This is a genomic window from Sphingopyxis sp., from assembly GCF_016793825.1.
Lineage (GTDB): Bacteria > Pseudomonadota > Alphaproteobacteria > Sphingomonadales > Sphingomonadaceae > Sphingopyxis.
Genome location: NZ_JAEULM010000050.1, coordinates 55775 through 67385 on the forward strand (window position 1 = coordinate 55775; position 11611 = coordinate 67385).

Below are 11611 nucleotides of genomic sequence, written 5' to 3' on the forward strand. Positions count from 1 at the left end.
TGCCGCCATGGGGATGCGCGAACAGGACCTGAAAGGGATGATCGAGGCGGCGTTTCCGGACGCGGTCGTGACCATCACCGATCTGGCCGGCGACAACGAGCATTATTCGGCGCATGTCGTCAGCGAATCCTTTCGCGGCATGGCCCGCGTGGCGCAGCACAAGGCGGTCTATGCCGCGCTCGGCGGGCGCATGGGCGGCGAACTTCATGCCTTGCAATTGACCACCGCCGTTCCTTCATAGGAACGAGATGCAAACCTTGTTCGGCGCCGCAGCGCCACCGGAGACTGTACATGAGCGACCCTGCCACCCACGACCGCATTGCCAAGCTCGTCGGCGACCATCCCGTCCTGCTTTTCATGAAGGGCACGCCGCTGTTTCCGCAGTGCGGTTTTTCGTCGCGCGCGATTGCGATGCTCGACCGGCTGGGGATCGAATATGACACCGTCGATGTGTTGCAGGACATGGAGGTCCGTCAGGGGATCAAGGAGTTTTCGGACTGGCCGACGATTCCCCAGCTTTACGTGAAGGGCGAATTCATCGGCGGCAGCGACATCATGATGGAGATGTGGGAGGCCGGCGAGTTGCACCAGCTCATGGACGGCGTCCCGACGCGCGCGGAATAGGCCGGTCGCGCGCCGAATAGGCGCGTGCGGGTGACCTCTCGACGAGCGGCCTTACATCTGGAACATAGGCGCCGGTTCCTGCCGCGGGGATATGGTGCATCATGATCCTGTTTCTTCTTGCGTATCTGGGTGGCGCGCTGACGATCGTCAGCCCGTGCATCCTGCCTGTGCTACCCTTCGTCTTCGCGCGCGCGGATCAGCCGTTCGTGCGCAGCGGGCTACCGATGCTCCTGGGGATGGCGGTGACGTTCGCGGGCGTCGCAACGCTTGCGGTGGTCGGTGGCGGATGGGTTGTCGAGGCCAATAATTATGGCCGTCTGGCCGCACTCGTCATTCTGGGCCTGTTCGGATTGCTGCTGTTGTTTCCAGCGCTTGCCGACCGTGCGACGCGGCCGCTGGTCGCGCTGGGGTCGCGGCTGTCGCAGAACGCTTCGGGCGGTCATGCGCGATCTTCCTTTCTCTCGTCCCTGCTGCTCGGCGTTGCTACGGGGCTGCTCTGGGCCCCCTGTGCAGGGCCGGTGCTCGGCCTGTTGCTGACGGGCGCAGCGCTGCAGGGGGCGAGCGCCCAGACGTCGCTACTGTTGCTGGCCTATGCGCTCGGCGCAGCGACGTCGCTTGCGCTCGCACTGCTGGTCGGCGGACGGGTGTTCGCGGCGATGAAGCGGTCGATCCGGGCGGGCGAATGGGTGCGCAAGGCGTTGGGAGCGGCTGTGCTGGCCGGGGTCGTCGCCATCGGGCTGGGCCTCGACACTGGATTGTTGACCCGTCTGTCGCTCGCCAGTACCGCGCGCTTCGAACAATCGCTGTTGGAACGTCTGCACCCTGATGGCGCCATGCCGAAGGCCATGCCGGGCGGCGATACGCTCGCGGACATGGGGCCATTCCCCTCACTGGCCGGCGCAACCGGCTGGATGAATTCGCCGCCGCTGACGGCCGAGGGGCTGCGCGGCAAGGTGGTGCTGATCGATTTCTGGACCTATTCGTGCATCAACTGTCTGCGCACCATCCCTTATGTAAAGGCTTGGGAGGCGAAGTATCGCGACAAGGGGCTGGTCGTTATCGGTGTTCATACGCCCGAATTCGCCTTCGAGCGCGATCCGGACAATGTCGCGAAGGCGATCAAGGATCTGGGCATCACCTATCCTGTCGCGCTCGACAATCGCTATGCGATCTGGCGCGGCTTCGACAATCGATATTGGCCCGCGCATTATTTCATCGATGCCAAGGGGCGCGTTCGCGCCGCCCGTTTCGGCGAGGGGCATCAGGCGGAATCGGAAAAGATCATCCAGCGCCTGATCGCCGAAAATGGCGTCGCTCTGGGGGCGATGGATACGGCGGTGGTCGAAGCGCAGGGGGTTGGCGAGGGGGAGAGTACCCGCAGGGATCGATCACCCGAAACCTATCTCGGTTATGACCGCGCACAGCATTTCGCATCGCCCGGCGGTTTCGTCCGCGATGCGCGGCATGACTATGTGCTGCCGGTGCTGGCCGTCCGCAACGACTGGGCGCTTGGCGGCGCATGGATCGTCGGCGGCGAGCATGCTGTGTCGGCGGCTCCCGGCGCGCGGATCGCCTTCCGCTTTCGCGGCCGCGACCTCCATCTTGTCCTTGGTGCCGGGGACGGCACGCAACCCGTCCGATTCCGCATCACGATCGACGGCAAGGCGCCCGGTACCGATCACGGTCTCGATATCGACGCCGGGGGCAATGGGACGGTGACCAGCCAGCGGCTCTACCAGCTCGTTCGCCAACAGGGTCCGCAGGAGCGTGTGTTCCAGATCGAGTTTCTCGATCCCGGCGCTCAGGCTTTTGCCTTCACTTTCGGCTGAATTCGGTCGCGATGGGTAAAAGCATCCGGGGGGCGGGGCCTTGAAGGCCGCTCCGCCCCCCGTTTGCATCGGGGGCAAGTGGGGATTTCCGGAGTGAGGGCAGGGGGCATCAGGGACCAGACCGATGCCCCCCACCGCTCGATTGAGCGGAACACTCGGGAACATCCATATCCATACAAGCGGCGTGCCAATTTGCCGCCTTCACGGATTACCGGGGCAGACGCTGGTTAGCGAATCGTTACCTGCGCTTGCCTCTGTCAAAATTCCCGACACATGCCGAGCCTCCCGATCTTCGCGACGGGAGCGAAAGGCGCCTCCATTTTTGTTCAGGAAGCGTTCAGCAGAATGACTACATTTGTAGTCGCATTGCAGATCAGCGCCAACGGGAGGGGTTTCCAGCATGGCGGAACGAGCAAGCGATTCGGAAATGCAGGTGCTGTCGGCCTTGTGGGACAAGGCCCCGCAGACCGCGGCCGACCTCACGCAGCGTATAGGAAAGATCAACGGCTGGACCCAGGCGACGGTCAAGACGCTGCTCGCCCGGCTGGTCCAGAAAGGCGCGGTCACGGCGGAGGCCGACGGGCGGCGTTATCTCTATCGCCCGGCAGTCGCGCGGGCCGAGGCCGTCGGCGAGGAATCGCAGCGGTTCGTCGATCGGTTGTTCGGCGGTCGCGTGAGCCCGCTGATCGCGCATCTTGCCGAGCGGGAGGCGTTGACCGACACCGATATCGCCGAGATCGAAGCCCTGCTGCGGAAGCTCAAGTCATGAGCGCCGACATGATCCTTCAGGCCTGGGGTGACACGATGATCACCACGGCTGCTCTCGTCCTTGCGGTTCTGGTGATCCGCAAACCGTTCGCGCGTCATTTCGGTCCGCACCTCACCTATATGCTGTGGCTTGTCCCGGCGTTGCGCATGGTGCTTCCGCCTTTGCCGTTCGCCGATCCGGCGCAGCCGGCGCCCATGCTGCCGGCGAACGAGGCACTGTATCTGGTACCAGTCGATGCCCTCACAGAAACGCCGGTGCCGGCCGCAGCGCCCTGGTCCTTCGTCGACTTTCTTCCCCATGTCTTTGCGCTATGGGCGGCAGGCGTCGCGTTTGTCCTCGTCGCGGCGTGGATTTCGCACCGGCGTTTTCGCCGTGCTGTGCTGGCCGAGGGCGTCGAGCTCGAACCGATCGGTCGGGTTCGGCTGGTCATGACCGGCGCCGTCGATGGCCCCGTCGCTTTCGGTCTTGCGCGTCGCTTCGTCGCCGTGCCGCGCGACTTTTTCGGTCGCTATGCGGCGGAGGAGCGCGCGCTCGCGATCGATCACGAGCTTGCGCATCATCGTCACGGCGATCTTTGGGCCAATGCTGCCGCGCTGCTGATGCTCGCGTCGCAATGGTTCAATCCCTTGGCCTGGCGCGCGATCCGCGCCTTCCGTTTTGATCAGGAGGCGGCGTGCGATGCGCGGGTTCTGACGATGACCGACGATGCGCCCCGCGATCTGCGCACCGCCCGCTATGCCATCGCGATCGCCAAGGCCGCCGTCGGCTCACGGTTGTCGCTCGCCGCGCCGATGGCCGTCCACGACAATTTGCAGGAGAGACTGACGATGCTCATGAGGCAGGATATTTCGAAGAAGCGCGGCCTGGTCGGCAAGCTGCTGGTCGGCGGCGCGGCGCTCGCCGTGCTCGCGACCACCGCGACGCTGGTGCCCGCCGCTACCGCCAGCGCGCAGGCGGACATCGCCGAGCCGCCGGCCCCGCCGACGCCGCCGACGCCGCCGTCGGTGCCGGACGCGCCGCTGCCGCCCGAGGCCCCCGCTGCGCCCGGCGTGATGATCTTTACCGACGAACAAAGTGGTGGAGCCACGGAAGCGGACGGCAAGGCGCGCGAAGTCCATCGCATCGTCATTCGCCGCGACGGCGAAGGCGACGGCAAGGGTCATCCGTCGATGATGCTTGCCCCCGTCGATGGCAAGGCGAGGCGAATTGAACTCCGCACACCTGGCCTGTCGCGGGACGACGTGATCGCGACGCTGAAGGAACAGGGCATTACTGGCGCCAAGGCAGAAGCCATTGCCGACAAGCTGGAGGCAAGGCGCCGCGAACACATGCGTACCGCGATGACTTCGATGGCCCCGTTGCCGCCGATGCCGCCCCTCCCGCCAACGGCCGTGATACCATATGGTGCGTGGAGTTCGGTTGACGGCAAGGCGATGGTCGTCGGTAAATGCGCCGACGGATCGAAGACGGCGCCTATCGTCAATCGCGAGGAGGCCGACGGTAATCAGCGCCAACGGATCGTGATGATCCGCTGCGGCGACACGGCCGAGAGCAAGGCGGCCCGCCTTTCGGCGCTGAAAAAGGCGCGCGACAGCTTCACCAAGGGCGTAGCGGCGCGAGGACTGTCAGAGGATATGCGTGCGAAGGTCGCCAGCGACCTCGATAAAGCGATCGCGGATATCGAGAAATCGGCCGACTAAGGTCGCCGACAGCTTCGACGTCGGCCCCCAATCCCCGGTGGGGTCGGCGGCAGGGGCGGGGAAAGGGAGGCGCCATGCGGCTCCCTTTTTCGCGTTCGCGCCCCTTTTCCTTTCGCCGGCGCGATGCCACATGGGCGCGATGAGCGAAGAAAAGCCCTGGCCCGATACGATCCATGCCGGCGATTGCGAACAGCATGAGCCACTGGTGCGCCGCGTCCTCGCGCCGAACCCGTCGCCTTACACCTTCACCGGCACGCAGACCTGGATCGTCGGTGCCGGCGATGACGTCGCGGTGGTCGATCCGGGGCCCACCGGATCGGGAATGAGCATCGGCGATCCCCCCGATGCGAACGGCGCCGGCCATGTCGATGCGATCCTGCGCGCCACCCGGGGGCGGCGCATTGCCGCAATCCTGTGCACCCACACGCACCGGGACCATTCGCCCGCCGCCGCGCCGCTCAAGGAAGCGACGGGCGCGCCGATCATCGGTTGCGCGCCGCTTGCCCTGCGCGACGATGGGCCGCGCGCGGATTCCGCGTTCGACCCCGATTATGCGCCCGACGGCGTCCTTGCCGACGGTGAGCGGATCGGCGGCGATGGCTGGACGCTGGAGGCCGTGGCGACGCCCGGGCATACCTCGAACCACCTTTGCTTCGGGTTGCTCGAAAGCGGCGCGCTGTTCACGGGCGACCATGTGATGGCCTGGTCGACCAGCGTGGTCAGCCCGCCCGATGGTAATATGGCGGCCTATATGGCGAGCCTGTCGAAACTCTATGGCCGCGACGACCGCGTCTATTATCCGGCGCATGGCCCGGCGGTGACCAAGCCCCGGCAGCTGGTGCGCGGCATGCTCGGTCACCGGAAGCAGCGTGAACGGCAGATTTTGCGGGAACTTGAAAAAGGCACGCGCGTAATCCCGGAGATGGTGACGCATATGTACAAAGGGCTCGACCCGCGACTGACCGGCGCCGCCGGCCGTTCGGTGCTCGCGCACCTGCTCGACCTCAAGGAGCGCGGGGTCGTGCGGACCGAGGGTGATGAATGGTGGCTTGGCTGATGCTGCTGCCGCTGTTGTTCGCCGCCGCCGCGCCTGCCCGACATGGTGCTCGCGCCATCCCCGGCGGACGATCGGTCGATCCATGCGATGCTTGTTCGGATTGTACCGCGCCATGACTGATGCTCCTGCCGCACCGCGTCTCCTGCCGCGTGTCATTCTGCTCGCTGCGGCGGCATTGTTCGCGCTGGCCGCCTGGTGGGTTGTCGCGGCGTGGCGTGACTGGCAGCGGGGCTATGACCCCGAAACCGTCGTTGCGGCCAGCTTGCAGGGATTGCAGGAACAGAATGTCCTTGTGCCCTTCACCGCGCGCTATGTTGCGGTGGTGACCTCCACGCAGAGCCGGCTGGGGCTGAGTGCCAAGAAGACGCTGATCATGCCCGGCACGGTCCGTTACGAGCTAGACCTTGCCAGGCTGAGGCAGGCCGACCTCGATTGGGACGCGGCGACCAATGCGCTGACCGTCACCTTGCCGCCGCTGCGGCTGGCGGGGCCGGAGATCGATCTCGACGCAATCAGCGAATATCGCGACGGCGAAATCCTGCTGACCCTCACCGATGCCGAAAAGACGCTCGACGCCGCGAACCGCAAGGCGGCACAGGAGGAGTTGATCAGGCAGGCGAAGGGCGCGACTCCGATGCGTCTTGCCCGGGGCGCGGCGCGCACCGCCGTTGAGCAGAGTTTTGCAATGCCGCTGAAGGCCGCAGGAATCGACGCCAGGGTGACGGCACGCTTTGCCGATACGCCTGCGGGATAATTCGCGGCTTTCGGCACCCGCTTAGCTGGGTTATCTTGCGCGGGTGTCCGGGAGGGGAACAGGGACGTGGCAAGCTTGGCGCAGAAGCCGCTCGATGCAGCGGGCAACGATAGTTTCTATTTTCGCAGCGCCGCCGCGATGTCGGTCATCATCGTCTTGGGTTTCGCCATGCAATGGGCGATGGGGCGCTCGACTTTTGCGGTGCGCCCGCTCGTTCACGTCCATGCGCTCGTGTTCATGGGCTGGGTTGCCATATTTGTGACGCAGAGCTGGCTCGGGTCTCGCGGCGGTGCGAAGCTCCATCGTCGACTGGGGCAGGTCGCGGCGCTGTGGGTGCTGATGATGGTCGTGTTCGGCTTCTGGATCACGATCGACGTCGTCCAGCGCGGCACCGCGCCCTTCTTTTTTCAGCCGCAGCATTTTTTGATCGCCAATCCGGCGAACATCATCTGTTTCGCGCTCCTCGTCGCTGCGGCGCTCGCTTTACGTCACAGTCGCGACTGGCACATGCGCCTCCAGCTTTGCGCGATGGCGGCCATCCTCGGGCCGGCCTTCGGTCGATTGTTGCCTATGCCGCTGATGACGCCCCACGCCTGGAATATTGCGGCGCTCTGCGGGCTTGTCTTTCCTCTCATCGGCGCGTTTCGTGATTGGCGACGCGACGGGCACGTCCATCCCGCGTGGTGGCTCGGGGCGATGGGTATCGTCGCGCCCGTCCTGATCGCTCATCTTGTCGCTTTCTCGCTCATAGGGGAGGCCATCTACGCTTGGGTCACCGCAGGACATCCGGGTGCGTCGCTGTCGGGTCTTGCCTTTGGTCCGCCACCGCCCATGTGAGAGACTTGGTGACGGTGCGCGCCGCGAATTGCCCTCTTGGCAGGTGCGGTGTAGAGGGGCGCCCAAGGCAAAAGCCACATAAGGAAAAGCGATGACTGCTCCCATTCGCGAGAATCTCTCGGGTCTCGACCTGCGCGCCGAAATCGAGCGCCTTCGCAAGGAGCGGAACGCCGTTATCCTTGCGCATTATTATCAGAAGCCCGAGATACAGGATCTGGCCGATTTCGTCGGTGACTCGCTGGAACTGTCGCGCAAGGCCGCCGATACCGATGCCGATGTAATTGCCTTCTGCGGCGTGAAATTCATGGCCGAGACCGCAAAGATACTGAGTCCGCAAAAGACGGTGATCCTGCCCGACATGGACGCCGGATGCAGTCTTGAGGACAGCTGCCCGCCCGAACAGTTCAAAAGATTCCGCGAAGCGCACCCCGACCATATCGCGCTGACCTACATCAACTGCTCGGCGGCGGTGAAGGCGCTCAGCGACATTATCGTCACATCGTCCAGCGCCGAGACGATCATCAGCCAGATCCCGGAAAGCCAGAAGATCATCTTCGGCCCGGACCGCCATCTCGGCGGCTATCTCAACCGCAAGTTCGGGCGCGAAATGCTGCTGTGGCCGGGAGTGTGCATTGTCCATGAGGCCTTCAGCGAGACCGAACTGCTGAAGCTCAAGGCGCAACACCCTGGTGCTCCGGTCGCCGCGCACCCGGAATGCCCGCCGCACATCGTCGATCACGCAGACTATGTCGGTTCGACCAGCGGTATATTGCAGTTCGCAAAGAGCTTTCCCGGTGACACGCTGATCGTCGCGACCGAGCCGCATATCATCCACCAGATGGAGCTTGCGCTGCCGGAAAAGACCTTCATCGGCGCGCCGGGCGCCGACGGGAACTGCAATTGCAACATCTGTCCCTATATGGCGCTCAACACGATGGAGAAGCTCTACCTGGCGCTTCGCGATCTCAAGCCGCAGATCGAAATGGAGGAAGGTCTCCGTCTTGCTACGCGCAAGAGCCTCGACCGGATGCTCGAAATGGCGTCGGGTACGGTCGGAAAGGGCGATCTGGGCCGCGCTTGATTCGCGACTCAGCGATCGGCTTCGGGCCGGCAGGGCGCGATTCGCTCCGGCGGTCCGTTTGCTGCATTGCGGCAATCGTATCTGAAAATGCTGCTGGCTTGTTACAAAGATACCGCCGCGAATCCGCTTGTTGCTAATGCCGGAGTTATCCACAAGCACGGAAGGCGAAAGCCGCTTTCGCGCGCCTTTTTTGTTGGCGACGAAAACGGTTCGTGACAGCTTCAAATCATCGGACGACAGAGACGAAAAGTCGCCGGGACATGAAGGGTAGTTGCAAGACTAGCCAGAAGGTAACGGGCAGAGTTTACGAGGAAGTCGATCGATATCCTGGTCACGGAACGCAGCGATTCCCACGAGTTGAAGCGGACCCGGTCAGGTACAGAAAAGCAGTCCATCGCTTTGAAAGAGCAACTGTTTCGGCAGAGGCACGGACGAGATGATGAAGGGCTTTTCAGGTGAGGCCGGCCCCCGAAAGGGGGCCGACCAAACCGTCGCCGGATTGCTCTGGCGTGCGTCGCGGCGCATCGTTTTGCGGGCTGCAGGTCTTCGGATCGGCGGACCGGGATGAAGCGGGGCGGGGTACGCGGGATCAACAACCGGATAGTGGGGGTTGGCAGCGATGTCGGCCCCCATTTCGTTTGCGCGCGACGTCCGCGAGCAACCCGCTCGCCATGCGTGCCAACCCGTCCTGCCCGGCATATGTCGTACCGTGACGGTCGGATGCCTGCGCGAAGCTGCGCCGGCCGCATCGTCGTGATCGCCACATCCGAAATAATTTTCCTCCCTGTGATGCAGGTCACACCGCGGTCAAACTTGGGTGCTTATCTCAAGCTTGCGACCCGGAGCAGTTCCCCGACCGGAGCTGATCCCCCTTTTCCCGGTTCCGTCCCTTGGGACGGCCGGGAACCTTTTTCCTTTATCGCGGTTATTTTCTCGTCGCAGCGACGGTCATCCTTCGCGCGCAGGGAGAAAGCCTGTGGGTTTGATAATTGCCCTGTTTGCCGAGGCGTTCGCTGCGCGGACTCCTTTCAGGCGCCAGTCCCTGCACCCTTGCCCTGTGGGGAACGGAAAGGGCACGCAGCGCGCTCCGCCATTTCGCTATGCGATTGAAAATATTTGAGGTAGCAATGTCGAGCCTGCTGGGTCAGGCGCACAATGATCGTAGGGGGTCAAAAAGATGATTAGCTTCATTCTCGCACTCGTCGTGGGCGGCGTGATCGGCTGGCTTGCCAGCATTGTGATGCGTACCGATGCCCAACAAGGAATATTCCTGAACATTATCGTCGGTTGTGTTGGCTCGATTCTGGGGCGCCTCCTGTTCGGCGGCCTTCTGGGCGGTGGTCATCTACGCGGCGACGCTTTCGACTGGCGCACGTTGGTGACCGCATTCATCGGTGCCATTCTGCTGCTCGCCATCGTCAACCTGATCCGGCGCGGCCGGGTCCGCTGAGTAGCACGACCGATCCGGTCCTGGCGATCGGACGGTGTCAAATCGGGCGGTCGGTTCTTTCCGGCCGCCCGTTTTCATGCTTGGCGTAGTTTTCCTAAGTGCTGGAAATGCTGGCTGGACCTCTCTATGGCGGCGCGGCCAAGGAGCAGGAGGGGCGGGGGTTTTCGCCTCTTGCACGCGGTGATTTAATAAGGTAATACACCTTCAACGGGATTATCCTGCGCTTGCGGGCCGGGGCGATCGCTGGGCGATCGACGTCGGGATTTTTGCGGGCGGCAGAGGGGATATGGCGTGAACTACGAACGGAAAGTGGATTCGATGGACAGCCTGGCGGGGACGCAGAGCTTTTACGATGAGCAGGACAGCCGCCGCAAGCGGATGCTGACAATCGCCGCGGTCGCGCTGATCGCGGTGGTCCTGCTCGGCGTCTGGTACGCCTTTGCGCATAGCAAGGGCGACGGTACGGCGGCCGGCGGAGCCGGCGGACCGGGGGCGCAGAATATCCCCAACGTGACCGTCATGATCCCGGGCCGCGTATCGGTTCAGGCCGCCATCACGGCAAATGGCACGATCGCTGCGCGGCGCGAAATGCCGGTCGGCATCGCGGGCGAAGGTGGGCAGGTCGTTCGCGTCCTTGTCGAACCCGGACAATGGGTGGGCGCGGGCCAGACACTGGCGATCATCGACCGTTCGGTCCAGTCGCAACAGGCGGCAAGCCTCGCCGCGTCGATCAAGGTAGCCCAAGCCGACGCCGATCTTGCGCAGGCCGAACTTGAACGTGCTCAGGCGCTTGTCGGGCGCGGGTTCATTTCGAAGGCCGACATGGATCGCAAGCGTGCGACGCGGGATTCCGCCAACGCGCGAGTTCGCGTCGCGCAGGCGCAATATCAGGAAGCCGTCGCGCGCAACGGGCGCCTTAACATCGTCGCGCCCGAAGCCGGCCTGGTACTGACGCGGCAGGTCGAACCCGGCCAGGTGGTCGGCGCGGGCAGCGGCGTCCTGTTCCGCATGGCGAAAGGCGGCGAAATGGAAATGCTCGCGCAGCTCGCCGAGGCCGATCTGCAGCGCATCAGGGTCGGCACCAGCGCGACGGTGACGCCGGTAGGCACCAGCCTGCAGATCGCAGGTCAGGTGTGGCAGGTGTCGCCGATCATCAACATGGATACGCGCCAGGGTACGGTGCGCATTGCTGTGCCTTACAGCGCCGCGCTACGTCCCGGCGGCTTTGCTGACGCACGTCTTGTATCGGGTACGGAACAGGCGCCGCTGCTTCCTGAAAGCGCGGTCCACAGCAGCCCCGAAGGGAGCTTCGTGCTGATCGTCGGCAACGACAACAAGATCGCGCGCGCGCCCGTAAAGGTCGGCACCATTACCGACGGCGGTGTATCGATCGCGTCGGGGCTGACCGGCAACGAAAAGGTCGTCGTTCTGGCGGGTGCCTTCCTCAACCCCGGCGACAAGGTCAAGCCGGTGGTTCAGAAATCGTCGCAGTAACGAACCATTTCTTCGG

The 11611-nt window shown here is 64.1% G+C and carries 11 protein-coding genes; all 11 read left to right on the plus strand.

Annotated elements, in window-relative coordinates:
• Window positions 1-7: 7 nt before the first annotated feature.
• The 11 genes from JNM03_RS17505 to JNM03_RS17555 all read left to right on the plus strand — a co-directional run bounded on the left by JNM03_RS17505 (window position 8) and on the right by JNM03_RS17555 (window position 11595).
• Window positions 8-241: a BolA/IbaG family iron-sulfur metabolism protein gene (locus tag JNM03_RS17505; protein ID WP_294038601.1), complete on the plus strand. Its 234-nt coding sequence runs from the start codon at window positions 8-10 to the stop codon at window positions 239-241.
• A 50-nt stretch (window positions 242-291) separates the two neighbouring features.
• Window positions 292-624, plus strand: a complete 333-nt coding sequence (grxD, locus tag JNM03_RS17510; protein WP_294038603.1) for a Grx4 family monothiol glutaredoxin — start codon at window positions 292-294, stop codon at window positions 622-624.
• A gap of 101 nt (window positions 625-725) precedes the next feature.
• Entirely contained in the window at window positions 726-2453 is a 1728-nt protein-coding gene (locus JNM03_RS17515; protein ID WP_294038605.1) for a cytochrome c biogenesis protein DipZ, read from the plus strand.
• A 400-nt stretch (window positions 2454-2853) separates the two neighbouring features.
• Complete coding sequence (locus tag JNM03_RS17520; RefSeq protein ID WP_294038607.1) at window positions 2854-3222, plus strand: BlaI/MecI/CopY family transcriptional regulator; 369 nt, start codon at window positions 2854-2856, stop codon at window positions 3220-3222.
• Window positions 3219-4922: a M56 family metallopeptidase gene (locus tag JNM03_RS17525; RefSeq protein ID WP_294038609.1), complete on the plus strand. Its 1704-nt coding sequence runs from the start codon at window positions 3219-3221 to the stop codon at window positions 4920-4922. Before JNM03_RS17520 ends, JNM03_RS17525 begins: the two co-directional genes overlap by 4 nt.
• A gap of 139 nt (window positions 4923-5061) precedes the next feature.
• Window positions 5062-5979, plus strand: coding sequence for an MBL fold metallo-hydrolase (locus JNM03_RS17530; protein ID WP_294038696.1), 918 nt, complete (start codon window positions 5062-5064; stop codon window positions 5977-5979).
• A gap of 112 nt (window positions 5980-6091) precedes the next feature.
• On the plus strand, window positions 6092-6733 hold the full coding sequence (locus JNM03_RS17535) for a DUF4230 domain-containing protein (RefSeq protein WP_294038611.1): 642 nt from the start codon (window positions 6092-6094) through the stop codon (window positions 6731-6733).
• Window positions 6734-6799: 66 nt separating this feature from the next.
• Window positions 6800-7570 carry a hypothetical protein gene (locus JNM03_RS17540; RefSeq protein ID WP_294038613.1) on the plus strand — a complete coding sequence of 257 codons (771 nt, stop codon included), beginning with the start codon at window positions 6800-6802 and terminating at the stop codon, window positions 7568-7570.
• A 91-nt stretch (window positions 7571-7661) separates the two neighbouring features.
• Window positions 7662-8651: a quinolinate synthase NadA gene (gene nadA, locus JNM03_RS17545; RefSeq protein WP_294038615.1), complete on the plus strand. Its 990-nt coding sequence runs from the start codon at window positions 7662-7664 to the stop codon at window positions 8649-8651.
• Between the two features lie 1177 nt (window positions 8652-9828).
• Window positions 9829-10101 (plus strand): GlsB/YeaQ/YmgE family stress response membrane protein, encoded by a 273-nt coding sequence (locus JNM03_RS17550; RefSeq protein ID WP_294038617.1) that lies wholly within the window; start codon window positions 9829-9831, stop codon window positions 10099-10101.
• 318 nt (window positions 10102-10419) lie between these two features.
• On the plus strand, window positions 10420-11595 hold the full coding sequence (locus tag JNM03_RS17555; RefSeq protein WP_294038698.1) for an efflux RND transporter periplasmic adaptor subunit: 1176 nt from the start codon (window positions 10420-10422) through the stop codon (window positions 11593-11595).
• The last annotated feature ends 16 nt before the right edge of the window (window positions 11596-11611 follow it).

Excerpts from the sequence above, each read along its gene's own strand:
- JNM03_RS17505 (WP_294038601.1), top strand. The coding sequence starts at position 8 with ATGGGGATGCGCGAACAGGACCTGAAAGGGATGATCGAGGCGGCGTTT.
- grxD (WP_294038603.1), top strand. The coding sequence starts at position 292 with ATGAGCGACCCTGCCACCCACGACCGCATTGCCAAGCTCGTCGGCGAC.
- JNM03_RS17515 (WP_294038605.1), top strand. The coding sequence starts at position 726 with ATGATCCTGTTTCTTCTTGCGTATCTGGGTGGCGCGCTGACGATCGTC.
- JNM03_RS17520 (WP_294038607.1), top strand. The coding sequence starts at position 2,854 with ATGGCGGAACGAGCAAGCGATTCGGAAATGCAGGTGCTGTCGGCCTTG.
- JNM03_RS17525 (WP_294038609.1), top strand. The coding sequence starts at position 3,219 with ATGAGCGCCGACATGATCCTTCAGGCCTGGGGTGACACGATGATCACC.
- JNM03_RS17530 (WP_294038696.1), top strand. The coding sequence starts at position 5,062 with ATGAGCGAAGAAAAGCCCTGGCCCGATACGATCCATGCCGGCGATTGC.
- JNM03_RS17535 (WP_294038611.1), top strand. The coding sequence starts at position 6,092 with ATGACTGATGCTCCTGCCGCACCGCGTCTCCTGCCGCGTGTCATTCTG.
- nadA (WP_294038615.1), top strand. The coding sequence starts at position 7,662 with ATGACTGCTCCCATTCGCGAGAATCTCTCGGGTCTCGACCTGCGCGCC.
- JNM03_RS17550 (WP_294038617.1), top strand. The coding sequence starts at position 9,829 with ATGATTAGCTTCATTCTCGCACTCGTCGTGGGCGGCGTGATCGGCTGG.
- JNM03_RS17555 (WP_294038698.1), top strand. The coding sequence starts at position 10,420 with ATGGACAGCCTGGCGGGGACGCAGAGCTTTTACGATGAGCAGGACAGC.